We start from the raw sequence: 26,305 nt of genomic DNA on the forward strand, positions 1-26,305 counted from the left end.
TTGTTTTCCGCAAACGGGCGCTTTTCTAGAATAAGGAAAGCACCTTTTTTAATGCAAAAAGCGATTGAGTTAAATTAATAATTTTGAAATAATTGGTATTTAGGAATAGGGGAGTTTTACCTAAAGTAATCATATATGTTTGCAGTGGATGTTCTTTAACTTTTGTTTATGTTTTAAAAAGGAGTAAAAAATTATGACTCCATACATATATATTGCTTCACCAATGAAGCTGCCTCAAGGTTCATTCGGTTCAAATTCAGTTTCTTCTGAACAACCCAATGTGTTTAAAAGTGAATTAGACTTTGCTCATCTTTATTTTGAAAATAATTATGATAGCAAACTTAAACAAAAAATTTCATATAGTCCCCATTTCTCATTCGTTCACCAAGTAGCAGTTTATGTTAATTATATACCTTTTAAGTATAGATTAAAGGGAACACCGGAAGAAGAAAAGTGTTTAAAAATACTATATTCTTATTTAGAAGAAGCCCTTCAATCCAGTGGGATTATAGAGTATTTCACTTCCCTCAGTGGTAAAGAGGATTTGGAAATTTTAAAAAGAAGAAATGTTCGTTGGAGGGAATTAAAAACACCGTATGACCTAGTTCTAGAAGACCGTGAGTTTTGGGAGATTACATTTTAAAAAAATTAACTTATTCCACAATCGGGTGCGATTGTTGAACATCAAAGCCTAATTCCTCGCCAAAAATAGAATGGAATTAGGCTTTTTTATCCTACGTTATCTTAAATCACCCAATTGGTAAAAACGGTGGCAACAGGTGGTAAGTTCTGTGGAAATCACTGGTAAAGGAGATGACACAAGTGGTAGATCTTCTTGGCCGTAATCAAAGGGTTTTATATAAAAAGAGCTTGAAACAAAATTAACATGTTTCAGGCTCTTGTTTGAATTAATTTTCTTAAAGTGTATTTTTTAGATAGTATACTGATTTGACATTATTACTATAAAAGTAATCACGGCAATTACACTTGAAACCAATATATAGAGTAATGTCGCCCTTGAAAAATTTCTTTTGGAGGCTTCTGAACTAAACGCCCAAATAAATAAAAAAATTAGATTAACAAGAGGAATGGATAAAAGAATCAATGTTGCAAACCATTCAAGCACGGAAATATCTTTATGTCCTTGAGCTTCTGTGTAATTAACTAAATCTTGGTTGTTCACTGTCTTTTGTTGTTCTGTATAATTTGCATTATCTGGATTAACAACCGTTTTTGGCTTTTTAAGTATATACACAGCAATTAAAATCAAGGTAATTCCAAAGTGAATACTCCATCCATAAAATCCAAAAATTAATTTTATTAAATAGAAAAAAGGGGAGTCACCCATTATATCCATATAACTACTTGCATGTGTAATACTTCTAATTAAATTTGTTAAGGTAATAGGAACCCCAAACAAAAAAAGGGTTATCACGTAAATTAACTCTTTTTTACTCAATTTATTTTTCAAATTAAATCATCTCCATTTTATAACGATAATCATATATTAACATTGTAATGTATGTAATACTATTAACACTTATTTCCAAAAGAATTATAGTTATAAAATTTTTATATACCATTAGTTTTCCTACAAAGCTAAGAGTCGGAATTTATCAATTTTATTGAAAAATATTTTAGCTGTTCAACAATCGGGCCATATTGTTGAATAACATCCTCGGGAGAGTGTTATAAAAGAATACCCAACGTTAAAAAACACGAATGTTATAACAACATTCGTGCCTTTCTGCTGAATTCCTAAACTTTGCGTCGGGAACGTTATTTATGTATATATTACTTCATAGCATTTCGTTATAGCTAACTTAAGCTATCCCCCACTAAATAAAGATAAAGACTAAGCCCATTAAAAGTAAAAAAGGGAATGCTTTATTGAAATTAAATTATTTCGCAACAACGTATACTTTAAATTATATTCACAATTTAATTTCGCCTCGTCACTAAGTTCAAAAAATAATGAAGACGCGTCATGTCAATGAATCTCGGTTCTTAGCTATATGCAACTTCATTATTTCAGTAATTAATTATGACAGATACTCATTTATATGTTTAAATTTTTCCTTGACACTATGAATCAATATGTTAACTAGATTACGTAGAAAAACTTTGTGTACATTGATTATTCAAAACTCTACTATTAGACTGTAATTAAACTATGTTTCATTTAAATTTACACATAATAATAAATCCCAAATTTTTAGGAGGAACTAATTATGACACGTTTAGAAGGTAAAGTTGCCATTATTACTGGTGGTGCTGGTGGTATGGGTGCAAGCCATGCAAAGCGTTTTATTGAAGAAGGTGCAAAGGTTGTTATTGCTGACTTAGCTTCTTCAAATGCTGAGGATTTTACAAAGGAGCTTGGCGAGAATGCGATGTTTGTGGCGGCAGATGTAACCAATGAAGCATCTTGGGAAAGCTTAGTTGCGACTACAATTGAAAAGTTCGGCAAAGTTGACATATTAGTAAATAACGCCGGTATATCAACAGCTAGCATCATTGAAGAAACAACTTTAGAATCATTCCAAAAGGTTGTATTGATCAACCAAGTTGGCGTATTTTTAGGCATGAAGCACGTCGTTCCTCATATGAAAGAAAATAAATCCGGCTCAATCATAAACATTTCTTCTATCTCTGGTTTACGTGGTACAAAGGGTGGCGTTTCATACGGAGCATCTAAATTTGCTGTTACAGGTATGACAAAAAGTGTTGCACTTGAAGTTGCTGAATTTGGCGTACGCGTAAATTCTGTTCACCCAGGTGTTATTAAAACAAAAATGACGGACCCAGCATTTATCGGTGAAGAGGCTGCAAAAACAATTCAACCGTTCATCGATAAAATTCCAGTAAAGCGTATGGCCGAGCCAGAAGAAGTAACAAACCTAGTGCTTTATTTAGCATCAGACGAGTCAAGCTATTCAAATGGTGCTGAATTCGTTGTTGATGGCGGATCAACTGCACAATAATTATTACTTAAATGAGTAATATGATTCAAGGGCTACAAATGATATAAAATTCATTTGCAGCCCTATTTTTAATGGATGACAATATTTTTTGGAGATGCTATTTGATTTGTATTTTTCCTAGGGAATACTTAAATACTCTCACAAGCTCATCAGAAAAATCCTCTGGTTCCTTGGGGAAATCCTCGATAATCCACTCAATAATCAATCCCATTAGGCCATATGCATAATACTTATTTAATGTGCCATTAATCGAATTTTCATAGTCATCTAACAACATCATTTTAAAGTCATTTAAATATGTAGACATCATTTCCTGTGATAATTGAAGACTAAACGGACCATTGATATTTTCATTTAATAAAAGTTGATAACAGAAACCAAATTTCTTAAAATGCCTTAATAAATAAATCGGTTCATTAATAAGTTTTTTTACATCAATACTCTCGAGATCCTTATAAGGCTCTCTTTGAGCTTTCCTGGCCTCCCTAAACAGATATTCTATAATTTCATTTAATAAATCTTCCTTCTTCTTATAATGCTTATAGAATACACCTCTACTATATCCAGCAACTTCGACTATATCTTTAATCGTTATATGATCATATTTACGATGCCTCAATAATTCAAAAAAAGCATTATACAAATCGGATTTTGTTCTCTGTACTCTTTTATCTAAAAAATTAAATTCAAACATAGAATCCTCCATCTTAAATGAAATATTTAGCAGCTAGTGGTATAACTCTATACCTTGCGTATCCCAACGTAAAACTAACGCAGTTTCAATAAAAATTTCGCCACAATTTTTCGAAATAAGCCGAACAATCCTCGTCCATAGCTACTACAATATCATCGATTAGCATTAGCTTTAACTCCCGTTTGCTCTTAATATGCCAAACATATCCTTTTACGAGCTGCTTTTTAACGTTAGGATTATCGGTACTAGCGATTAATAATCTTAACTTCTTGGTGTGTGCTTTATGCATCCGTATATCATCTAAGCATTTCCTTTTCGTCAGCATATCCAAGTTAAGCACCTCGTTTTTATTTTTCTTATATTACCATATGAAGGATACATTAGCACTGCTAAATCTCATTCAGAGCAGTGAGATTCGACTGGGCGGGTAGTTATCCGGAAACGGGGGATTTATTTTAATAAGTTTAAATAAATGATATTCAACAAACGGGCGCTATCCTTGAATTAGGGTAGTGCCATTTTCCATATAAGGGCCAGATTGTTGAGTAAAGCAAACACATATTTATATAATCGGGCGCTTTTCTGTAACAAGGAAAAGTGCTTATTTTCATTAAAGGGCCAGATTGTTGAGGAGATATACATGACTTTTTGTTTCCATTTCAATGTAAAGACGTTTAAAAGGAGAAGTGTCTTTTTTGTTGAAGTAGATACTACTGGTTTTAATATAAAAAATTGTATTCATTATTGAGGAGTTGATTTTTTGGTTAGCCTGTTGGAAAACATCTTTCAAATATCAGCAGTAATCCTTCTCATCTGTGCTGTCTATTATTATAGACACTTTAAAAAAATTAAGAGAGAAAGAAAATTAACCTCATTTGAATTTTCAATTTATATGATAACTCGAATTGCGTTATTTCTTTGTGCAGGTAGCTATATTCTTTTGTTTTTGGATAGAAATTTTGGATAGGTATTCAGCAATCGAGAGATTTCCTTGAATTACGGAAAGTGCTTTTTCCAATAAAGGGCCATATTATTGAAGAGGGTAAGGAGTTTTTAGACAGTGTTTGTAAATATAAGTATTGGCTAAAGGGAAAATACTGAACAGGAGGTGTCAAGATGATACAAAAAAAGACGTTACATATACTAAATGGAATGGGAATGTATAAGTATTTCAAAAAGGCTCATTTTCTTGAATCTGAGTTGATGATCCCCTTTAACGAGGCAATGTGTTATGGAAACACCTGTGATGATATATTTTCCGATGAATTTACCGAAATACGTGCGAAAGTTCATCATATTACGCCGGCTCAATATGCTGAAATCACCCTAAACCCATTGCAGCCACTCTTTTATGAAGATTTTAATCGAATAGTACTATGGTTTGATGATGATATGTTTTGTCAAATTAATCTTCTTACCATATTGGCTTGGTTAGACCGAACAAATTTTAAAGATGCAATTGAACTTCAGATTGTCGGTGACAATTTTCAATCTGTGGGTTGCTTCACCTTAAAGCCGAAAGGGTATTATGCACTTTACAAACAAGTATTGATTCATAAAAAAATTCCTCAGGATGTTCATCCAGGTTCTTTAAAAAAGGGGATTGAACTATATTTGAATTATCTTAATAAAGAAAGTGAACTTATGTTGTATATTCAAAAACACCAAAATGTCCCAGCAAAAGAACTTGTACTTGTACTAATTGAAAATTTTAAAGATTATGGGTTAGGGGATACACAATACCTTGAAATTATAGAGTCTTTTCGCAAAAAAGTCTTTGATATGGAGGAATGAAGCATTTAAGTAATTTATTTTATTAAAACACTTAACCTAAACCAGTTAATAGAACCTAATCGTTATTCAATAATCGGGCGCAATTCTTGAAAAGGAATTGTGCCTTCTTCAGCTAAAGGGCCAGATTGTTGAGCAACTCTGTTTTAGAAAGAATGTTTAAAATAATGTAATATAAAGGAGGGAGGGGTTAGTTCTATGGAGTATGGTCTATGGTTAGTAATTATCTTCACGTTATTTTATGAGCCAATTATCGGATATTTTGATTTTCAAAAATTTAAAGTTGATGTAAGAGAAAATCAAAATGCGAGGTTAAAATATTATAAAAATTCCATAATTGGTCTTTGGGTTCCTACTTTATTCATTTTACTATTAGTTGTTTTTACAGAACTCACTTTAAAAGATATTGGTTTATCTATTCCAAGTATTAACACGGATACTTTAGGACCATTAGTTACTTATTCTGTATTCGCTATTGTGTTTCTTTATTTATTTGTTATCTTGTATTATTCTATCGGCTATCAATTTAGTGATAAGATTAGGACTAAATTTGAACAAGCAAAACAGAAAGAATATGCTAGTGTCGGTTTTTCAGAGATATTACCTGTTACTAATAAAGAGAAAAAAATATGGAATTATGTTTCGCTAACAGCAGGAGTTACAGAAGAAATAATATATAGAGGTTTTTTAATATTTGCTTTAAATTATTTATTTCCTAATTTTTCAGTTTGGTTAATCATAATACTCTCATCATTATTGTTTGGACTAGCTCACACTTATCAGGGTTTTACAACTGGAGTATTAAGAACAACTGTTTTTGGAGTAATTTTTTCCAGTTTATACGTAGGAATAGGTTCAATTTTGCCGCTTATCGTCTTTCATTTCTTGATAGACTATGTAGCAAAATTAGGAGAATTAGAAAGCGAACATTTTATACGAAAAGAACCTTCATATAAAATAAGGAACAGGGATAACTAAATGCTTATTAAACGAATTTTTAGAAAAATTCGTATTTTCCATTACTCAACAATCGGGCGCAATCCTGGAACAAGGATTAACGCTTATTTTCAATTTAGGGCCATTTAACGGGTTAAAGACGAAGAAAAATGGACCGAAACAGTCTATTGTTTATAAGTCTATTGTTTATACAAAATAATACCTATTTTTAAACTACCGTGTAGAAGAAATATACATTAAAAAAGCACAATTTGAACTATTTCAAATTGCGCTCTTTGTTTTATAAGTAGTCTTTTTCTTACTGCTAATAGAAATGACGACAGTAATGAATGATAGGATGATGAATATTCCACCTGCAAATGGGTTTACTTCGACTGAAAGTGTATCTACAATTCCAGCCCCAATCACTGAACCAACAGCCACACCTAAATGAAGAGCTGAATTATTCAAGCTTTGCTGAATTTCCGATGATTCAGGCGCTATTTCAATTAAATAAGATTGCATAGCGGGCGAAATCGCCCAACTTAGAATCCCCCAAATGATAATGATAATGAGAAATACTGGAAAGGAATCTGTTGAATATGGAAATATAAAGAATAAAGCACTAAAAACAACTAGGGCAATAATCATTGTTTTTCTTGATCCCAATAAATCTGCTAATACACCGCCAAGACCTCCACCGACTACAGCAGAAAAACCGAAAATTAAATAGATGACACTAATCCAAGTAGTATTAAAATCAGTGGTTGCTTCTAAATAAGGCTTAAAATAGGCATACATAATCGTATGGCCTGTTATATAGAGGAATGTCGTTGTTAGCCCTAATGTAATTTTGTGATTTTTAAATGCTGCAAGCTGCTTCCTCAACGGAATTTGAGGTTTTGGTTGTATACTTTCCATTAATACATGAACGCCAATAATTGCTAATGCTGTTAAAATAGTTATAAGTACGAATGGTGCTCTCCAGCCAAAACTATCTCCGATGATAAGCCCGAGCGGCACCCCTAAAACTAACGAAGCACTTACTCCCACAGAGACGATCCCAATGGCCCTACCTATATACTGTTCTCCAACTAAGCTAGGAGCCATAACCAAACACAATATGATTAATAGCGCCCCACTTAATGCTAAAATAATTCTTCCTATAAACAAAATAGAAAAAGTAGGTGCAAATACTGTTACGATACAACCAATTAAAAAGATGTACAAGCAAACTAATGTTAGCCTTTTTCTTTCTATTTTAGCTGTCATGACAAGTAAAATCGGCGATGCAACTGCAAAAATGACAGCAAAAACAGTGATCAGCAAACCTGCTTGGCCGATGCTTACATGTAAATCCTCTGCAATTAAATCTAAAATACCGCTAATGATCAGTTCAACCAGACCTATTATAAAGGATAGAATCATTAAAAAATAAATACGCTTATCCATGTTGTCTCCTTCCTAATTATATCCCAAATTATATACTATCTTTTGATGAAAGTTTACTCAGGAGTAAGATAATAATGTCACTATAACATAATTACATAAATCTGAAAGGACTGGAGAATAAGCGTAATTTTACTTTGTCAGAAAGAATGAAATAAATATAGATGATAACGGAAAAAGCAAGGGTCCTATATATTGGATTACCTACATATTTAACCCGTATAGATAAAAAATTACAAATATTCAACAATCGGGCGCGATTGTGGAGCAACACAGCAAGAAAATGATCAAACTTTTCTCGAAATGGATTCGTATCATTTATCATAAGATGTAGTTTTCGAGGCATTAAAATCGAATTTTATTTTAAGCTACACAAGTTTGGACCATACAAATTAGACATGACTAATATGTATGGTCCTTTTAATATCAACTATTTCAGTTAAATAACCTAAATATAACACTTGTTATACCCATATATGGATGATCGTGATGGGGAAGGTATGGTAGGTGAGTAAGTCCTAGAACTCTGAGACAAAAAAAACCGCCTTCAGATTGGGGGCGGTTGTTTTATTTTTATGTAAGAATAATAAAAAACTAAGTATTATTCAACAATCGGGCCATATTGTAGAGCAATGCCTTTATAGAAAATTGGATTTTTAGATCTAAATTTTGAAAATATTGTATACTTAAAATGGGGCAGTTTACTAATAGTGGAACATATTCAAATAATAGCGAAGCAAGCTAAGTCTAAGGTCTTATATTTTATTAGACTATCACTGTATTTACGGCTTAATAAATCATTGTTATGATTTTTATGGAAGAAATTTCTTTATATAAAGGAGATGTCGATGTGAAGAAAATATTATTAGCAGCAATAACACTCGTAATAATAGTAGGTATATACTATAAAATTGAGTTATCTGATGAAGCAGAATATAAAAAGTGTTTAGAGGCACAGGGGATTTCGAACGCAATTGCCAAAGTGCTTGGTGACGAACCAACTAATGCTTGTAATGAATAAAAGAGGATGAGAATCAATTTTTAAAAGAATAATGAAAAAAACTAAGGTGTTATTTTGCAGAGTTTTTGCATTTTCCACTATTCAACAATCGGCGCTTTCATTGAATACGGAAAGTGCTTTTTTCATTTAAGGGCCATTATCTGGAATAAGCATTGCACTATAAAATAATAGAGCTTATTTGAGGTTGGTGATAAAAGGTAATCATTTAATATAACTGGGCACGGTGCCAGTAGGAGAGCGAAATCACTTTATAGTAATTATTATGCTAACCAAATTAGTTAGTTAAAGACCAAACTGCTTGCCAAAAAAAGGGACGCCTCACTGACTTATGAGACGTCCTTTTACGTTAAATTCAGCTTTTTGAAGTTGGTGAAAGGGAAGCTTCAGGTGTTGTTACTTGATCGTAGAAATTAACGAATTGATCACGATCGTCACTACTACGATATGCCATTGCTACGCGTGGGTGTTCGTTCAGGATGCCTGAAATCATATAAGGGATGATGTAGCCCCATTCCCATTTTTCTCGCATGTTTAACATATGTTTTTCGATGATATGAAGAACCGGTTCAATATTATAATTTGCTTTTTTAATGTAACCAACAAGAAGTTCAGTGTGACAATTACCTGCTGCGCGACCCATGCCATAAACAGACGAATCAAGGAATACCACACCATTTCGCATTGCAGTTAATGTATTGGCAAAGGCTAATTGCAAATTGTTATGAGTATGGATACCAAGTTGTTTGTTAGGGATAAGCTCACTGAACTTTTTCACTTGATGCTCGATATCTTTAGGGTCCAAACTTCCAAAGGAATCCACAATATAAACGACGTCCACCGGGCTTTCTCTTATCATGTCAAATGCCTCAATCAGTTGATGTTCGGGTACACTGGACAGGGCCATGATATTGAGTGATGTTTCATACCCTAATTCGTGGAACATCTGAACGAGTTCCAGGCCTTTATCGACTTCTCTTACATAACATGCCACCCGGATCATGTCTAAAACACTTTGTTCTCGAGGGAGTATATCATTCGGATCTACACGTCCTATATCTACGAGTGCAGATAATTTCGTGAACTTTTTCTCAGGAATGATTTCTCTTAAGAAATTATCATCAAGGAATCTCCAAGGGTTGGGCTCGGTAGCGTTTAAAAGTTTAGGGGAATTTTTGTACCCAATCTCCATGTATTCAACGCCCGCAGCATCTAGTCCATAATATAAATCTTGAACAAATTCAGAACTAAAATCCCAATTGTTCACAAGCCCTCCATCACGAATGGTACAATCAATAATTTTTACATTTGGTTGCATACTTATAGCTCCTTATATTCCACATTTTAACTGTCTTATACTTTGTTTTAAAAAATGTTATTAGTAAATCAAAATAGACTGTTTTCAATATAGTAACATATTATGTAAAGAACATGACAATTAACTTATTAAATATTCAGATAAAGTCAATCTTAAGCATCGAGCAGTAAGTAATTTTTTTACAGCATAGAGAAGAAACCCTGAAATCACAAAGCTTGTTTTATGTCGTATTTCATTTATTGAGTACTAGGCCCCAAACAAATTCCACTAATAAAATTGTCAACAGCGTTTTCTGTTCCCTGTTCCTGAACTCATAGAAATAACAGCTAAAATAAGTTATGTTAATAAATTCCTAAAAAACTTCATTTACTTTAATTCTTGACATAAAAATACACTCCAATTGTTAAATTATGTGTCTAACAATTGGGGTGCAGTTCAAGAAGCTGTCTGTTTTCTTGTTATGACATTTGGAACACCTAGAGCCGGTAGTCCCGCGCGGATTCCAACCGGTAACAAAACAGCTCCCAGCAAGGAACGGCAGGGGAAGGCCAGAAGAACCAGGAGATGACTATCATCAAAATGCCGATTGTCCAGTAGGCAAGCGTTGCGTTTTTGAAGATTTTTGTAAAAGGGGAAACCATTACTTCATTAATGCCCGTTTTCATCAAAATCCGGCTCATCGCCACAATGATCGAGATAATATGGTCGACAATAATTCACTGATGGCATAAACAAAACGGTTGAATACACTGCTAATTGATGAAGTAAAGTCGCCCGTCGCCACAATCGCCAGCAAAAAGATTCCGATAATGCAGCAGTATACTGTTTAGAAGAAGCAGCGCCTGGATTAGGGAATTTTTAAATTTAATGTAAATTTCTGTAACCATAACAAAAAAAGAAACGTCTAACAAATAGAAAAGAATTAATCATTATTTAGGAGGAAAGCTGTTGAAAAATTTTCGAAAAAACTTGATTGCCGCTTCGTTGGCTGGCGCTCTTTTGTTTTCCGGATCAATTGCTTCTGCTGCTTCGTTTAAGGATATCCGCGATGACCATTTTGCAAAAAGCGAAATTGAATTCTTGGTGGAGAAAGACTTGCTGGAAGACAGCGTAAAAAACTTTCAGCCGAATAAACCAATCACCAAGGCTCATGCTGCAGTCATCCTAGCAAAAACACTAAAATTAAAAACCACTCATTCCAAACTAACCTTTAAAGATGTTGGCAAGAAACATGATGCCTATCGGGAAATTTCAGCCGTGGTCGAGGCAGGGATCTTTCCGAACGAGAAAAATTTCAAGCCAAACGAACCTTTGACACGAAAAGAAGTTGCAACGATTCTTGTAAAAGCCTTTAAACTTAAAGATAATGGCAATTTGGAATTTAAGGACGTTCCCAGGTCTTCGAAATGGCATGATGCGATTACCACTTTGGCAGAACATGATATTGCCGTTGGTGAGTCGGATGGAACTTTCAAGCCGAATAAAATCGTAACGCGCGCTGAGTTTGCTTTGTATATCGCACGTGCCATCAACGATGACTTCTTGCCAACGCAATACAATATTCCGATGAATGTAAACCCGGTCGTTAAGTTGTTTGATCTTTTGATTAAAAATCCGGACAAAATCGACTCTTTATTTACGTCAAATCAGTATACCGGATTTAAAAAGCTAAAAGTAAAAGACATGGAAGTTCATGAGCTGAATGAAATCGGGCGATTGAAAGGCGTTACGGAGTTCAGCGTTAAATTAACGGTAAAATTGGACGGAAAAAATAGTGGCTTGTTGAAAAATGGCTATAACGAGCTGTACTTTTTGGTAACGAAAGAAGGATATATGGATTACAAAATCGATTCTGTCAGTGCAAAACCGCATCTTCAAGGGGATGATTCACTGTCTTTTGTAAATAAAGATGCCCTATCTTTATTTAATGAATCGCATAAAGCATTTTGGACAGTTGTTCGAGGCGGAGATGGAATGAGAAATGAAAAAACATTCACCGTCAACAATATGGAATACCGCTACATGGCTGAATCATTGGAAACGATAGAGAAACTGGAAGTATTTTTAGGCAACGTGTATACGCCGGAAAAAGTGGCAGAACTGTATAAGCAACTTGGATTCATTACCCGCGATGGCAAACTTGCTCAACCCAATGCAGATGGCGGCAGTATTTTAAACTGGGAAAAAGCTAAAATTAAGCAAACGATGAATTCGACTTCAGTGAAGAAGTATGAGTTAAAGGTGCCGTTAGGAGATGCTCAAGAGGTTGATACAATGTTAGGGGAACTTCGCTATGTACCAGGGCAGGGTTGGCGTGTACAACGATTGGAAAGCAAACCGTTGTAAGTGGCCCTCTTTACACTTCAAAAGACCAAAGCTTTAATGGTAGCCGGTGGAACTACCCTTCATTCTTTAATAAAGAATAACTTGAGGTAATTTTAAGACCTAGGTCTAGTTTGGACTTAGGTCTTTTAAATGCCATTATTAGAAACAATCAATGCGCGGATGGCAACCAATCAAAAATCTGTTCATAAATATGATCGACTCCATCGCCCTAAATTATAAAGAATATATATCCTTTAAATAAGTTTTGATTGTTGCAATTTCAAGTTTTATCTCTGTTTGATCCTTCTCCTCAATTGCCACAATTAGGTGATTAATGCTTTCCTGCAGGCTTTCATACTCATCTTCATCGCCCATTAACTGTATTTTCCAAAGATTTTGCTCATATAACCGATCTAAATCTTTGCCGAGTGAATTTAGCTGTTTCCAATTAGGTTTTCTTAATGCTTGTTCTATATCATCAATTTTCCCTGAAAAATCATTTTCCCCCATAATACCTCCACATCCAGATAAAAGAACGACAAGAAATAATGGCAAAATATTTTTTTTAATCATAATAGAAAATCCTCCACTTATTGAATATCTACCTTAGGATTACCCAATAATAGAAAAAACATAATCATTCCTGAAAGAAGAAACTGGAGGAACTTATTTTGTCTGATTTTTTATTAATAATAATTCGTTCAATTGTAGCTTTTCTTTTACTGCTATTCTTGACAAGAATTATGGGAAAAAAACAACTTTCGCAACTTACATTTTTTGATTATGTAGTAGGGATTACCATCGGTTCGATTGCCGCAACCATGTCCACGGACAAAAATATTCAAATCTCCAATGGCATTATTTCCTTGGCGATTTGGGGGTTTTTCCCGATTGTTTTGGGGATTATGGGCATGAAGTCCAGAAAATTTCTTCAATTAACAGACGGTAGACCTTCCATCCTCATAAAAAACGGAGCAGTCTTGGAAGAAAGTATGAAGAAAAACAAAATTGCCATTGATGAATTAATGATGATGCTGAGGGAAAAAGACGTCTTTAAGTTGGAAGATATCGAAATCGCCATATTGGAAACAAACGGGGAACTGAGCGTCATGAAAAAGTCCGACCTTGAGCCAATAACCCCAAAAACTCTTGGAATGAAAGTAAAACTGGAACATGCACCGAGTTTGCTGGTAGTAGATGGCCATATTTTGAATAAAAATTTATCGATTTTAGGCTATTCAAAAAAATGGCTGATGAAAGAGCTGGAAAAAAAAGGAGCAAAGTCTCTTCAGGATGTATTTTTGGCTCAAGTGGATTCCAGTGGAAAACTATTTGTCGATGTCTACAAAGATAAGAAAGTAAAGAATCATGAAGAGCAGTAATCAACAGTTTTTTCGTTTTATAAAGGCGTATTTCTTTTGAAAGAAAAGGGGATTTTAAAAAAGAAGGGAGGGTTATCCATGAATCATAACTTAACTGAACTGGAAGTAGAACATTTGCGAAGCATGATTGGTGCTCATGGAACGCTGGCCAAGAAGTTGGAAGCATATGCGCAAAGCTGTATGGATCCAGAGCTAAAGGCAATTTTTGAAAGAGATGCCCAATCGGCAAAACAATCACAGAACGATCTAATGTCTTATTTAAACTAGGAGGGTGTTTATGTTTCAAGATAAAGAAATGGTAAATGATTATCTTGCAGGACTGAATGCAAGTCTTGCCAACTATGCCAATGTCATTGCACAGACAAATAATTCCGAACTAAGACAGACTTTAATTCAGATGAGAAACCAAGATGAATCCCGTCAACGTACTGTCTATTCCTACGCACTTCAAAATGGGCATTATAAACCTGCAGCCCCAGCTTCCCAAGAAGTTGTCAATCAATTGAAAACAGAGTTAATGTCAGAACAACAATAATTTTTTAAAAGGTTTCTTTTAGCCGAAAAGTACAGGGTAGTAAATCCTAGATGTACTTTTTGGTTTTTATTATGGAGAGATACTATTTTTATTAATTTCCCTATTGCATATTTATACAACGGGTAGTAGAATATATAAATGTTGAAATTGTATTAATAATAAAATTTTATTATTTTAAACAATAAACTAATATATTCAATATTTACAGCATAGAAAGAAGGCTAACATCATGAGTAACTGGCTCGATTTATATGATGAGATGGGAAATTATTTAGCGCCGAGCATGGCAAAAGATCATCCTAATATTCCGGTTGTGAAGGAAGAAGGCTGCTATTACTATGGTGCAGATGGAAAGCAATATCTGGATTTCACTTCGGGAATTGCAGTAACGAATACAGGACACCGCCATCCAAAAGTTGTTCAGAGCATTAAAGATGCCGCGGATCAACTTGTGCATGGTCCTTCGGGTGTTATTATGTACGAATCGATTTTAAGATTATCCGAAGAACTAGGAAAAGTGCTTCCTGGAAATCTGGATTGTTTTTTCTTTGCAAATAGTGGTACAGAAGCTATAGAAGGTGCTTTAAAACTTGCGAAGTTTGTTACGCAGCGACCTTATGCGGTGTCATTCACCGGTTGTTTCCACGGTCGTTCCATGGGCGCCTTAGGAGTAACAACTTCAAAAAGCAAGTATCGCAAGTTCTTGCAGCCGTCCCATTTGTCGTATCAAATTCCGTATGCAGATCCAAAAAATTGCCCGGAAGGCATAGACCCGGAAGTGTACTGCGTGGAACAACTTGAAAAAGACTTTAGCCGTTTGTTCAAGCATCAAGTAACACCTGAAGAAGTAGCATGCGTTATTATGGAGCCTGTTCTTGGGGAAGGCGGCTACATTATTCCACCAAAAGCATGGGTAAAAAAGGTACGTGAAATCTGTGACGAGCATGGCATTTTATTGATTTTCGATGAAGTGCAAACCGGTTTTGGGCGAACAGGAGAATGGTTTGCCGCGCAATACTTTGATGTTACTCCAGACATTATGGCTATTGCAAAAGGGATTGCGTCAGGCTTGCCGCTAAGTGCGACTGTCGCTTCGAAGGAACTAATGAAAAAATGGCCTTTGGGCATGCATGGAACGACATTCGGAGGAAATCCAATCGCTTGTTCCGTTGCACTGACAACTCTGGAAATTTTCCATGAAGAGAACCTTGTGGAAAATTCAAAAGTAGTAGGTGCTTATGCAAGGGAACGATTGCTGAAATTAAAAGAAAAGTATTCAATCATCAGCGATGTACGTTCAGTAGGGTTGATGATCGGCATTGAAATTTCGAATCCCCAAACTGGTGAACTTGATGGACAAGCCGTTATGAAAATCCTTGACTATGCTTTGGAAGAAGGCGTTTTGTTCTATCTATGCGGAAATGTTGGGGAAGTAATCCGCATGATTCCTCCGTTAACAATTACAAAGGAACAAATTGATGATGGGTTAGCAATGCTCGAAAAAGCGATTGTAAGATATTTGGAAGAACAATAATTAATTATAAAAGGAGAACAACAACAATGAAAAGAAATGTATTTTTATTCATGCTCGTTTTAGTCATTGGCATTTTGGCTGCATGTGGCGCAGCTGAGAACGAAACATCAACAGGCTCTGACTCTGAACCCACTTCAGGAGAATCGAAAGTATTGCGAGTGGGAACATCTGCGGATTACGCTCCCTTCGAATTTGTAGACACTGCTGTAAGTGACGATATTATTGGATTTGATATTGACTTGGCAAACATGATTGCCGAACGTTTAGGTTATGAATTGCAATTTACGAACTCTGATTTCAACAGTTTGATTCCAGGTTTGCAAGCAAACAAGTATGATTTTGTTATTTCGGGTATGACCCCAACGGAAGAACGCGACAAAGTAGTGGACTTCTCTGAACCTTACTATGAAACGGAACAATATTTGGTCTCTTTGAAAGAAAGCAATATTAATTCAATGGAAGATTTGAAAGGCAAAGTAGTAGGCGGTCAAGTTTCTTCTATTCAACTGGAATTGGCGGAAGGCTTTGCTGATGAATATGGCTTTACAGTTGAAAGCCGCGATCTTATTCCTCAATTGATTCAGGAAATGAAAAATGGCCGTCTTGATGGTGCAGTCATTGAGAATATCGTTTCCGAAAACTATTTAGCGCAAAATGATGATTTAGCAGCATTCCCGGTTGAAGTGGAAGAACCGGATTACAAAGCAGTTGTATTCCAAGAAGGCAGCGAATTAAAGGCAGAATTCGATAAAGTCATCAAAGAGCTAATTGATGAAGGAAAAATTGAAGAGCTTAAGAAAAAATGGTTCGTTGTTGAATAATACACACACGTCATTCAGTACAGCTGAATGACGTTTCTATTCTTACACATAATATTTACATATTTTAGAAAGGGGGCTTACGATGTTTGATTTTACAGCTGTCATTCCCTCTATTCCTTACATTTTGGAAGGGATAGGCGTCACTTTACAAATTGTTGTTTTTGCTACGATCATCGGACTTGTACTCGGGATCTTATTAGCTCTATGCAAAATCGGAAACATTAAGCCTTTGAAATGGTTTGCCGAGTTTTATACGTCGATTTTCCGCGGTACACCGCTTGTACTGCAATTGATGATCATCTATTATGCGATGCCCCAAATCCTGGGTTTTAATATTGAAGCAATGCCCGCTGCAATCGCGGCTTTTGGGCTGAATTCTGCCGCCTATATTTCCGAAATCATCCGTGCAGGCATCAATGCAGTCGACAAAGGTCAACAAGAGGCAGCAAAAGCACTTGGTGTACCTTATAGCAAAATGATGAAAGATATCATTTTGCCACAGGCAATGAAAAATATCTTGCCTTCTTTAATGAATGAATTTATTACATTAAATAAAGAATCCGCAATCGTAACGGTTATCGGTGCATTGGACATTATGCGCCGCGCATATGTCGTTGGCGGTCAAACTTTCCGCTATCTTGAACCGTTATTAATTGCAGGGGTAATTTATTATGTGATGACACTCGTATTGACATTCCTTGGAAAAATGATAGAAAAGAGGATGAAACGCAGTGATTAAAGTTGAAAATCTACACAAAACATATGGCAAGAATGAAGTACTTAAAGGAATTTCTACTGAAATTAAAGAAAAAGAAGTTATTGCGGTAATTGGACCTTCAGGATCAGGCAAATCGACTTTCCTGCGTTGCATCAATCGATTGGAAGAGCCGACGAGCGGCCAAATATCGGTTGGGGGCACAATGATTACTGAGAAGAATGTCATGAAAGTGCGTGAAAACTTGGGTATGGTCTTTCAACACTTTCACTTATTCCCTCATAAAACGGTTTTGGAAAATCTAACCTATGCACCGATTAATGTGAAGGGCATTTCCAAAGCTGAAGCAATCAAAACGGCGGAAGATCTATTAAAGAAAGTAGGTCTATTCGAGAAACGCAACGAATATCCGAATCGTTTATCGGGCGGACAAAAACAGCGTGTAGCCATTGCCCGTGCTTTAGCGATGAACCCGTCGGTAATGCTATTTGATGAACCAACTTCTGCATTGGACCCTGAGATGGTCAAAGAAGTTCTTGCAGTAATGAAAAATCTTGCTGAATCCGGCATGACCATGATTATCGTGACACACGAAATGGGCTTTGCCAAAGAAGTTGCAGATCGCATTCTCTTTCTGGAAGGTGGCCAACTGGTTGAAGATTCGACTCCTGAACAATTCTTCACGGCCCCTAAATCCAATCGCGCCAAAGAGTTTTTGGAAAAAGTACTTTAATGAACAAAATAGAAATCCGTCAGTTAATGAAGATTAGCTGACGGATTTTTTATTTTGGAGTTGAGTGCAGGCCAATCCTAATTCAATATCCCTTTTTGAAATAAGAATGCTACGGCATGCGTACGATTGGCCGTGTTGGTTTTTGCCATCACACTTTTAATATATTGTTTAATCGTTGTTTCGCTGATTTCAAGGAGACTGGAAATTTGTTTTGTACTATAGCCGAACGCGATGCATTTCATTACCTCAAATTCCCGCTTCGATAGTTTCAGTTCATTGTTTTCTATATCAATGGGATGATTCAAAAATAATTCTGCGACTTGTTTACTAAATAAATTTGCTTTCACTAATAAATGGGGATGGAAAGGTGCTTTTAATTTTGAACTTAGAAAATAGCCCATGACAACCTGGTTAAACGTAATCGGGACGACCAACAGTGAATTCTGGTTTTCGGAAATAATATATTTGCGGGAGATATTTAAATGGAAATAATTTCCCTCATAATATTGTGAACTTTTACTAAGGATAGCCTCAAAAATGGCAGGTATGGTTGTCACATCGTCGCGAATAAATGTAATGCTCTTGATTTCAGATGGAGTTGCCGAAAGAATTCCTTCTGCTAAGTGGTCAATCGGGGAATATCGAAAAAGCAATGCCTCTTCCAATGAAAAGGCAGAAAGGAAACTTTCTATCAACAACTTCATTTTTTGGTCTTGATCACCTATCAATTTGATTTTTTCCAAGTTATGTTCCCAACTATTTACTTTTAGCACCAATTAAACACCCCTTATCTAGTAAAAAGTTTAATAGTCTTATATATGCTCTACCTTACCAAAAAAATAGTAAATATACAATTTTCCGCCCGAAAGTATATATTATTTTCTCGAAAAGTAGGAATATTACTCATGGTGTTTAAACCTTACACTAAAAATGTAAGTGTTTTCAAATTTTCTTGTACGAAAAGGGAGGAAACAAAATGGCAAATTTAACTGAAAAAGCAAAACAATATTTGGAGAACTTCTACGCTGGACCAAAGATAGAATCATTTGACCCGATTGAATTAAAAGCAATTATGGCGCAAGCGCCAGCGCCGCCGCAACAGAATTTACCAAGCATTCATAGAACGGAAGACCGCTTGATCACTGCAAAAGATGGGGAAGATATTCGACTGCGGATTTACACACCGGAAGGAGAGGGACCGTTCCCGGCACTCCTATACTTTCATGGCGGTGGCTGGGTAATCGGTTCGGTGGAGATGTTTGATGCTGCCAATCGGTTGGTTGCAACGGAAGGAAATGTCGTAGTGGTATCGGTTGACTACCGTTTGGCCCCGGAATATCCGTATCCAACGCCGATTGAAGATTGTTATGCCGCGTTGGAATGGGTAGCTGCCAATGCAGCGGAAATTAATGTGGATTCATCCAATATTTCGGTTGGCGGGGATAGTGCGGGCGGAAACTTATCAACGGTTATTGCGAAAAAAGCATTGGATCAGAACGGTCCTGAAATTCAATCCCAAATCTTAATTTATCCAGTAACGAACCTCGAATTCGACACAGATTCATATAACGAATTTGCCGAAGGATTCGGGCTTGACCGTGATCTGATGAAATGGTTCGGCATTCATTATGTCGGGGATGAAAAGCTTTACAAAGAGCCCGATGTTTCCCCTTTAAAATATGAGTCAGTACAGGGACTGCCTCCTGTAATAATCATCGCTGCAGAAAATGATGTACTAAAGGACGAAGGAATTGCCTATGCCGAAAAATTAAGACAAGACGGTGTGTCGGTACAGTATGAAACGATCCCGGGCGTTATTCATGGCTTTTACAGCAATATGGACTTCTTTGGGGATGAAACGAAGCAATCAGTTGAGTATATTGTGAATTTCTTGAACAAAGTAGAACAAAAAGCTTAAAGAAGAAGGAAAAGTGAGAGAAGATGAAATTTCCCTCACTTTCTTTTTAAATAACAACCTTTTAAATTAAAACCGCTAAAACGAAGGGAGAATGGGTGATGACACAACAGTTTGACGCTTTGGTGATTGGGGCAGGGTTTTCCGGTATTTATATGACATACAAGCTCCGTGAGCAAGGGTTTACGGTTAAAACGCTGGAAAAAGCGGCCGGTGTTGGCGGCGTTTGGTACTTTGCACGATATCCAGGGGCACGCTGCGACTCGGATAGTGTCTACTATAATTATATTTTCTCTGAAGAATTGTATAAAAAATGGTCATGGTCCACACGTTTTGCAGGCCAGGATGAAATATTGAGCTACTTGAATTTCGCGGCAGATGAGCTTGATGTGAAAAAATATATGCAATTCAATACGGAAGTAAAGAAAGCGGAATGGGATGAAGAAGAAGCGATTTGGAGTGTCACAACCGATGGAGGAGAAGAATTCACGGCCACGTATTTAATTTCGGGGGTGGGGTGCTTATCTACTTCCAATATCCCTAATTTTGAAGGACGTGACAGCTTTAAAGGAGAAAGCTACCACACAGGAACATGGCCGCATACACCGGTTGACTTTAAAGGGAAACGTGTTGGCGTGATTGGAACAGGTTCCAGTGGGGTGCAATCCATTCCTGTAATTGCCCAAGAAGCAAAAGAAGTGTATGTATTCCAGCGAACGCCGCAATACTCGGTACCAACCCGAAATCGTGTATTTACGGAAGAGGAAATTGCCCAATTTAAAGCAGAATTTTTGGAGGCTCGCGAAATAATGAAAACGTCTCCATCAGGGTTGCCGATTCCACGGTCCTCAAAATCGGTTGTAGACACACCAGAAGCAGAACGAAATGCCATCATGGAGGATGCGTGGGAGAAAGGCGGCATGATTTTAAATAATGCTTTCTATGATATTGTGACGAACCCGGAATCGAATGAATTGGTATCGGAATTCCTGCGAACGAAGATCCGTGAAAAGATAAAAAAACCCGACATCGTTGAACAGCTATTGCCTTACTATTATTACTCAACAAAACGGCCAATTCTGGATACAAACTATTGGGAAACGTATAACGAAGATCATGTGACTTTGGTTAATTTGCGTGAACAGCCTATCGTGCGTATTACGGAAAACGGAATTCAAACTTCCGAACAAGAATATCCGCTCGATATCATTGTGTTCGCAACAGGTTATGATGCGATGACAGGTACCTTGTTAAAACTTGATATTAGGGGGCGGGATGGAATCTCTCTGAAAGACAAATGGGCAGATGGTGCAAAGGTCGAAACGTATTTAGGGCTTGGAATCGCAGGTTTCCCGAACTTCTTTACCATTACAGGTCCACAAAGTCCATCTGTTTTAACGAATGTACCGACAGCAATTGAACAACATGTCGAATGGATTTCTGATTGCCTTGTTCATTTAAGAGAACAGAAAGCGAGAACGATTGAACCAAACCGCGAAGCTGAAGAACGATGGAGCAAACAATGTACAGAGATTGCAAACAGTACATTGTTTACGAAAACGGACTCGTGGTATACAGGCTCAAATATTGAAGGGAAGCCTCGTGGATTCTTAATCTATCTGGGTGGATTGGACAACTATCGCCAAATTTGCAATGAAGTTGTTGAAAACGGCTATCAAGGCTTTGAAATGCAATTTGAAGAAGTTAAAGCATAAAGGGGAGGAATTAATAATGGTGAATACTACTTTATCAATCAATGGGAAGGTTCAAGATTTTTTAAGTGGAACAAAGGAGATGTTTATTGACGGGAAATGGGTTCCGGCGGCCAATGGGAAAGTGTATGAATCCATCAATCCCACAACGAATGATGTGTTGGCAAAGATTTATGAAGGGGATGAGGAAGACGTCGATTTGGCGGTCCATGCAGCAAGACGCGCATTCGAAGGCGGCTGGAAAAAAACGGCTCCAAGAGAAAGAGCGAGATTATTAAACAAACTGGCGGATTTAATCGAAGAGAACTTGGAAGTGATCACGCAGCTGGATTCGCTTGATTATGGCGGTACACAGGCTGTTGCGGGTGCCTTCGCACAAAACGCAGCACATCATGTTCGTTATTATGCGGGCTGGGCAACGAAACTTTACGGCGATACGGTGGAGCTTTCAGGTGGCGGAAATATCCATGCCTATACGAAACGTGAACCGCTGGGTGTATGTGGACAAATTACTTCATGGAACTTCCCGGCACTTGGGGCCTGCTGGAAAATTGCAGCACCGCTTGCTGCAGGAAATACAGTGGTGTTAAAGCCTTCCCAGCAAACGTCCCTCTCTACTTTATATATTGGCAAGCTGGTGGAGGAAGCAGGTTTCCCTCCTGGTGTTGTCAATATTGTGACGGGTTCAGGCGGAAAACTCGGTGAAGCAATTACCTCACACCCAGATATCGATAAAATCGGATTTACCGGTTCAACTGTTGTCGGGAAGCGAATTATGGAGAAGGCTTCGAATACACTGAAGAAAATCACGCTTGAACTGGGCGGGAAGTCGCCGAACATCATTTTCGCGGATGCCGATTTAAGCAAGGCTGTCCCTGGTGCCATTACAGCGATTCTCATGAACACGGGGCAAGTTTGTGCGGCAGGTTCCCGATTATACATTGAGCGTGCCGTTTATGATGAAGTGAAAGAAAAGCTTGTAGAAATTGCGGAAAGTTTCGTCCTTGGGGACCCTTTGGATCCAAACTCGCATATGGGGCCGCTGGTGTCAGAATCACAAGTCGAAACGGTTGAAAGATATGTAGAGTTGGCGAAAAAAGATGGCGCGAACATTTTGACAGGCGGAAAACGCCCTGACGACGAAGAGTTGGCAAAAGGGAACTTCTATCTGCCGACAATTATCGAGGGACTGGATGAAAATTGCCAGGCAGTTTATGAAGAGATTTTTGGTCCTGTCCTTTGCATCATTCCTTTTGATTCAATTGAAGAAGTGATCGAACGCGCCAATGCAACAGAATATGGACTTGCATCCGGCGTTTGGACAACAAATTTACAAACAGCTCACACAATGATTGAATCATTGAATGCCGGGTCCGTTTGGGTGAACGAATATTATTTAACGGATGATAATATCCCTCTGACAGGCTTTAAGCAAAGCGGTATTGGCTCTGAAATGGGGCTGGCAGGCATCGAAGCATATACAAAAATCAAAAGTGTTGCCATTAAATTAGGATAAGGGGTGTACATTCATGAAAGCATTGGTTATCGAAGGCGTTAAAAATGCATCTGTACAAGAGGTAGCCGATCCGACAATCGATGAAAATGGGGTAATCGTCAAGGTCAAAGCGAATGGGGTTTGCCGCAGTGACTGGCATTATTGGGCTGGGGATATTCCGATCTCGCAAAAAATTCTTGGCCATGAATTTACTGGAGTGGTTGAAGAGGTAGGAAAGAATGTTAAAAACTTTAAAAAAGGCGATCGCGTGATTGTTCCTTTCTCTGGCAGTGATGGCACGTGCCCATATTGCCAACAGGGACACTCGAACCTTTGCCATTCTTCCTTTATTCCTGGTTCGACTTATGACGGAGGCTATGCAGAATATGTAGGAGTTCCACTAGGGGACCGAAATATCATTCATTTACCGGAAGAAATCACCTTTTTGGATGGGGCCGCATTGGGTTGCCGTTTAATGACTGCTTTCCATGGCGTCGTGGATCGGGCAAAAGTAGAGCCAGGCGAGTGGGTCGTTGTCTATGGTTGTGGAGGCGTTGGCTTGAACGCCATAAATATTGCATCTTCCATCGGGGCAACCGTCATTGGGGTCGATATTAATCCGAAGAATTTGGAACTTGCTAAACAAATGGGTGCCCATGTTGTGATCAATAGTAAGGAAGTCGACCCGGTCGAAGCAGTCAGAGACATTACAGGTGGCGGGGCAAACGTCTCCATCGACGCGCTTGGCATTGCGGATACTTGCTTAAATGGGATTAACAGCTTGGCAAAACGCGGCCGTCACTTGCAAGTCGGTGTCACGACCAAAGTAGAAGGCGGAAGAGTAGCATTGCCAATCGACCAAATGGTCATGCAGGAAATACAGTTTATCGGAACATTGGGCATGCCGAATCACCGTTTTGATTCGTTGCTGCCATTGGTGCTGCAGGGGAAAATTACGCCAGGCAAGATGGTGACGGCACAAATTGCTTTATCCGATGTAACGAATATCTTTGAAGAAATGAGCAGCTTCAATACTTCGGGGACCTATATTGTGACGGAATTTAGCAATAATGCGGTAGGCGTATAAAGTTGTGGACTGTAGATTGATCGTACTATCGATTAATCTACAGTTTTTTCTTCTTCATAAATTTCTGCATCATAGTTCATTCTTTAATTGGTTATGCTAAAACGTAATAAAACTTTGGGAGTTTTACTGAATGCAAGAATTTAAAGTAACCTATTTTTTCGATGAAAACCATTATGTACGAAGGTTTATCCATATGGAAAGCCAAGAAGCTGCCGTAGAGCTAATTCAAAAGGAACGGGACCAATATACCTCCTTTACGGATAGCCGGGGAATTTACCATGAACTTCATACGAAAAATGTTCGGGTCATTCAAATTTCGGCTTATTATCGAAATAAGATATAGCACTTATAAAAATGCGCGGAAAGGAGTAAATCGATGCCCCTCCATCATTATATTGAACAATATTTCAAACAACATCCGGAACGGCGTTTTAAAGGAGTTTCTATAGAAGTTCCACCACTGGATAAAAGGCCAAATGTGTTAAAGGTCGATGAAAGTACGGTTAAGATCCACGAAAATCAGATTTCAATAAGGATATATACACCAGATGATGAAGAAGAATTTTATCCACTATTCGTATTTTTTCCGGGAGGACACCTGATTTCCGCTAATTTGGAATCCTATGATGTTTCTTGCCGGTTGCTTTGCCAACTATCCGGCTATAAAGTCGTCAGCGTCGATTATCGATTATCATCAACACAACCTGCACATGCCGCTTTTAATGATTGCTATCGTGCGACTAAGTGGGTGGTGGAGCATGCAGAAGAGCTTGGCGGAAGACCGGATCATATTGCGGTTGGCGGACCAAGTGCAGGAGGGCATCTTGCAACTGCCGTGGTGATCCATTCGATTAAGACGGGCGATTTTCAATTGGCAAAACAAGTGCTCCATTATCCAATCGTTGATTTAAATGAAAAAATCAAGGGAAGCGAATATCAGTCGAGAGAATTGTATAATGCAAAATATGGCGTTGATTTAACAAAAGGACAAAATGAATTGCTATGTCCCGGACAGAACGACGAGAACGATTCTGTATTTGCAACCGATAAGGAAATTCTTGCAAAATCGCCGGAGACGTTAATCTTTACGGCAGAATATGATCCGTTCTGTGATGAAGGTGAACTGTATGCAGAAAAATTAAAAGAAGCAGGCGTTAAAGTGAAACTCGTTCGTTTTGATGGAGGCATACATGGTTTTATGCAAAATTTTCCCGGATCGCCGGATTATATGCGCGGCTATGACATTACAAGTGAATTTCTGCTAGACGAAAAAGAGTAGTACGAGTCCGGAGAGGAAAATCGTACTGCTCTTTTTTGCCTATATTTTTTTAAAAGCAATAATTTTTCAACCATGTCCTACGTATACATACTGTAAACGAATAAGGAGCGGTTGAGGATCTTGGATATACTTTTTAAAACGTTATTGCTGATTCATATTCTGGGAGGGATTTGCGGACTTGGCGCTACTTTTGCCTCTCCTTACATCATGAAAAGTGCACGTACTGTAAAATCTGCGTTTACGGCTCATATGGTGAATGCCAAAGTAGAACAACTGGCGAAAGCAGGAAGCATCGCTCTGCTTTTGACGGGGCTAATCATGGGGTTCCTTCATCCGTATTTATTTACAACAGGCTGGTATATTACTGCCATAGTTTTATATTTGGTTACCCAACCTATTGTTGCGTATTTACTGCCACGCTATGATAAAGCGATGCTGGAAATTTTAAAAACGGCAGAAGGAGAAGACTTGCCAAGCGAATATATTAGAATAGCCAAAAAAACAGTTCCACTGAATTTGGCAGCCCATGTATTACTGATTCTTTTAGTTTTTCTTATGGTATTTAAACCTTTATAATAAAAA

General features: G+C 37.4%; 27 protein-coding genes and 1 pseudogene. 21 read left to right on the forward strand and 7 right to left on the reverse strand.

What is annotated here, in order from left to right:
- Window positions 1–193 precede the first annotated feature (193 nt).
- Complete coding sequence (locus D1B33_RS07605; protein ID WP_118875793.1) at window positions 194–643, forward strand: hypothetical protein; 450 nt, start codon at window positions 194–196, stop codon at window positions 641–643.
- A 288-nt stretch (window positions 644–931) separates the two neighbouring features.
- On the opposite strand, the gene D1B33_RS07610 is transcribed toward D1B33_RS07605, so the two are convergent.
- Window positions 932–1,471: a hypothetical protein gene (locus D1B33_RS07610; protein ID WP_118875794.1), complete on the reverse strand. Its 540-nt coding sequence runs from the start codon at window positions 1,469–1,471 to the stop codon at window positions 932–934.
- Between the two features lie 760 nt (window positions 1,472–2,231).
- On the opposite strand from D1B33_RS07610, the gene D1B33_RS07615 reads away from it, so the two are divergent.
- Window positions 2,232–2,984 (forward strand): SDR family NAD(P)-dependent oxidoreductase, encoded by a 753-nt coding sequence (locus D1B33_RS07615; protein ID WP_118875795.1) that lies wholly within the window; start codon window positions 2,232–2,234, stop codon window positions 2,982–2,984.
- Between the two features lie 97 nt (window positions 2,985–3,081).
- Here D1B33_RS07615 and D1B33_RS07620 read toward each other — a convergent pair whose 3' ends face one another.
- Entirely contained in the window at window positions 3,082–3,678 is a 597-nt protein-coding gene (locus tag D1B33_RS07620) for a TetR/AcrR family transcriptional regulator (protein WP_158582939.1), read from the reverse strand.
- A 760-nt stretch (window positions 3,679–4,438) separates the two neighbouring features.
- On the opposite strand from D1B33_RS07620, the gene D1B33_RS18625 reads away from it, so the two are divergent.
- The 3 genes from D1B33_RS18625 to D1B33_RS07640 all read left to right on the forward strand — a co-directional run bounded on the left by D1B33_RS18625 (window position 4,439) and on the right by D1B33_RS07640 (window position 6,447).
- Window positions 4,439–4,645 (forward strand): hypothetical protein, encoded by a 207-nt coding sequence (locus D1B33_RS18625; protein ID WP_118875798.1) that lies wholly within the window; start codon window positions 4,439–4,441, stop codon window positions 4,643–4,645.
- A 149-nt stretch (window positions 4,646–4,794) separates the two neighbouring features.
- Window positions 4,795–5,472 (forward strand): AraC family transcriptional regulator, encoded by a 678-nt coding sequence (locus D1B33_RS07635; protein ID WP_118875799.1) that lies wholly within the window; start codon window positions 4,795–4,797, stop codon window positions 5,470–5,472.
- 195 nt (window positions 5,473–5,667) lie between these two features.
- Window positions 5,668–6,447: a CPBP family intramembrane glutamic endopeptidase gene (locus D1B33_RS07640; RefSeq protein WP_118875800.1), complete on the forward strand. Its 780-nt coding sequence runs from the start codon at window positions 5,668–5,670 to the stop codon at window positions 6,445–6,447.
- A gap of 240 nt (window positions 6,448–6,687) precedes the next feature.
- Here D1B33_RS07640 and D1B33_RS07645 read toward each other — a convergent pair whose 3' ends face one another.
- On the reverse strand, window positions 6,688–7,857 hold the full coding sequence (locus D1B33_RS07645; RefSeq protein ID WP_118875801.1) for an MFS transporter: 1,170 nt from the start codon (window positions 7,855–7,857) through the stop codon (window positions 6,688–6,690).
- An 847-nt stretch (window positions 7,858–8,704) separates the two neighbouring features.
- Here D1B33_RS07645 and D1B33_RS18420 point away from each other — a divergent pair.
- The gene (locus D1B33_RS18420; RefSeq protein ID WP_158582940.1) at window positions 8,705–8,875 is read left to right on the forward strand and encodes a hypothetical protein; all 171 of its coding nucleotides are present in this window, start codon (window positions 8,705–8,707) and stop codon (window positions 8,873–8,875) included.
- A 352-nt stretch (window positions 8,876–9,227) separates the two neighbouring features.
- Here D1B33_RS18420 and D1B33_RS07650 read toward each other — a convergent pair whose 3' ends face one another.
- Both D1B33_RS07650 and D1B33_RS07655 read right to left on the reverse strand, forming a co-directional pair.
- Window positions 9,228–10,190: an aldolase catalytic domain-containing protein gene (locus tag D1B33_RS07650; protein ID WP_118875802.1), complete on the reverse strand. Its 963-nt coding sequence runs from the start codon at window positions 10,188–10,190 to the stop codon at window positions 9,228–9,230.
- A gap of 471 nt (window positions 10,191–10,661) precedes the next feature.
- Window positions 10,662–11,004 (reverse strand): annotated as a pseudogene (locus tag D1B33_RS07655) (hypothetical protein); the annotation flags it as partial.
- Window positions 11,005–11,138: 134 nt separating this feature from the next.
- Here D1B33_RS07655 and D1B33_RS07660 point away from each other — a divergent pair.
- Window positions 11,139–12,536, forward strand: coding sequence for an S-layer homology domain-containing protein (locus D1B33_RS07660; protein WP_118875803.1), 1,398 nt, complete (start codon window positions 11,139–11,141; stop codon window positions 12,534–12,536).
- Window positions 12,537–12,749: 213 nt separating this feature from the next.
- Here D1B33_RS07660 and D1B33_RS07665 read toward each other — a convergent pair whose 3' ends face one another.
- Window positions 12,750–13,088: a DUF4363 family protein gene (locus D1B33_RS07665; protein ID WP_118875804.1), complete on the reverse strand. Its 339-nt coding sequence runs from the start codon at window positions 13,086–13,088 to the stop codon at window positions 12,750–12,752.
- A gap of 98 nt (window positions 13,089–13,186) precedes the next feature.
- Here D1B33_RS07665 and D1B33_RS07670 point away from each other — a divergent pair, with 98 nt between their 5' ends.
- The 7 genes from D1B33_RS07670 to D1B33_RS07700 all read left to right on the forward strand — a co-directional run bounded on the left by D1B33_RS07670 (window position 13,187) and on the right by D1B33_RS07700 (window position 18,235).
- Window positions 13,187–13,897, forward strand: coding sequence for a DUF421 domain-containing protein (locus D1B33_RS07670; RefSeq protein ID WP_118875805.1), 711 nt, complete (start codon window positions 13,187–13,189; stop codon window positions 13,895–13,897).
- A gap of 78 nt (window positions 13,898–13,975) precedes the next feature.
- Window positions 13,976–14,164 carry a hypothetical protein gene (locus D1B33_RS07675; RefSeq protein WP_118875806.1) on the forward strand — a complete coding sequence of 63 codons (189 nt, stop codon included), beginning with the start codon at window positions 13,976–13,978 and terminating at the stop codon, window positions 14,162–14,164.
- A gap of 10 nt (window positions 14,165–14,174) precedes the next feature.
- Entirely contained in the window at window positions 14,175–14,432 is a 258-nt protein-coding gene (locus D1B33_RS07680; protein ID WP_118875807.1) for a spore coat protein, read from the forward strand.
- Window positions 14,433–14,661: 229 nt separating this feature from the next.
- Entirely contained in the window at window positions 14,662–15,966 is a 1,305-nt protein-coding gene (locus tag D1B33_RS07685) for an aspartate aminotransferase family protein (RefSeq protein WP_118875808.1), read from the forward strand.
- A 26-nt stretch (window positions 15,967–15,992) separates the two neighbouring features.
- On the forward strand, window positions 15,993–16,787 hold the full coding sequence (locus tag D1B33_RS07690; protein WP_118875809.1) for a transporter substrate-binding domain-containing protein: 795 nt from the start codon (window positions 15,993–15,995) through the stop codon (window positions 16,785–16,787).
- An 82-nt stretch (window positions 16,788–16,869) separates the two neighbouring features.
- On the forward strand, window positions 16,870–17,526 hold the full coding sequence (locus D1B33_RS07695; RefSeq protein WP_118875810.1) for an amino acid ABC transporter permease: 657 nt from the start codon (window positions 16,870–16,872) through the stop codon (window positions 17,524–17,526).
- Window positions 17,519–18,235 carry an amino acid ABC transporter ATP-binding protein gene (locus D1B33_RS07700; protein ID WP_118875811.1) on the forward strand — a complete coding sequence of 239 codons (717 nt, stop codon included), beginning with the start codon at window positions 17,519–17,521 and terminating at the stop codon, window positions 18,233–18,235. Before D1B33_RS07695 ends, D1B33_RS07700 begins: the two co-directional genes overlap by 8 nt.
- Before the next feature lie 77 nt (window positions 18,236–18,312).
- Here D1B33_RS07700 and D1B33_RS07705 read toward each other — a convergent pair whose 3' ends face one another.
- Window positions 18,313–19,008 carry a response regulator transcription factor gene (locus D1B33_RS07705; protein ID WP_233549433.1) on the reverse strand — a complete coding sequence of 232 codons (696 nt, stop codon included), beginning with the start codon at window positions 19,006–19,008 and terminating at the stop codon, window positions 18,313–18,315.
- A 203-nt stretch (window positions 19,009–19,211) separates the two neighbouring features.
- On the opposite strand from D1B33_RS07705, the gene D1B33_RS07710 reads away from it, so the two are divergent.
- The 7 genes from D1B33_RS07710 (at window position 19,212) to D1B33_RS07740 (ending at window position 26,299) form a co-directional block, all read left to right on the forward strand.
- Window positions 19,212–20,153, forward strand: a complete 942-nt coding sequence (locus tag D1B33_RS07710; RefSeq protein WP_118875813.1) for an alpha/beta hydrolase — start codon at window positions 19,212–19,214, stop codon at window positions 20,151–20,153.
- Window positions 20,154–20,251: 98 nt separating this feature from the next.
- Window positions 20,252–21,865, forward strand: coding sequence for a flavin-containing monooxygenase (locus D1B33_RS07715; RefSeq protein ID WP_118875814.1), 1,614 nt, complete (start codon window positions 20,252–20,254; stop codon window positions 21,863–21,865).
- Between the two features lie 16 nt (window positions 21,866–21,881).
- Entirely contained in the window at window positions 21,882–23,378 is a 1,497-nt protein-coding gene (locus tag D1B33_RS07720; RefSeq protein ID WP_118875815.1) for an aldehyde dehydrogenase family protein, read from the forward strand.
- Between the two features lie 13 nt (window positions 23,379–23,391).
- Window positions 23,392–24,444, forward strand: coding sequence for a zinc-binding dehydrogenase (locus D1B33_RS07725; protein ID WP_118875816.1), 1,053 nt, complete (start codon window positions 23,392–23,394; stop codon window positions 24,442–24,444).
- Between the two features lie 130 nt (window positions 24,445–24,574).
- On the forward strand, window positions 24,575–24,787 hold the full coding sequence (locus D1B33_RS07730; RefSeq protein WP_118875817.1) for a hypothetical protein: 213 nt from the start codon (window positions 24,575–24,577) through the stop codon (window positions 24,785–24,787).
- A gap of 33 nt (window positions 24,788–24,820) precedes the next feature.
- Window positions 24,821–25,723 carry an alpha/beta hydrolase gene (locus tag D1B33_RS07735; protein WP_118875818.1) on the forward strand — a complete coding sequence of 301 codons (903 nt, stop codon included), beginning with the start codon at window positions 24,821–24,823 and terminating at the stop codon, window positions 25,721–25,723.
- Between the two features lie 120 nt (window positions 25,724–25,843).
- Window positions 25,844–26,299, forward strand: coding sequence for a DUF2269 family protein (locus tag D1B33_RS07740; protein ID WP_158582941.1), 456 nt, complete (start codon window positions 25,844–25,846; stop codon window positions 26,297–26,299).
- Window positions 26,300–26,305: the final 6 nt, after the last annotated feature.

The organism is Ureibacillus yapensis (genome assembly GCF_003515775.1).
Classification (GTDB): domain Bacteria; phylum Bacillota; class Bacilli; order Bacillales_A; family Planococcaceae; genus Ureibacillus; species Ureibacillus yapensis.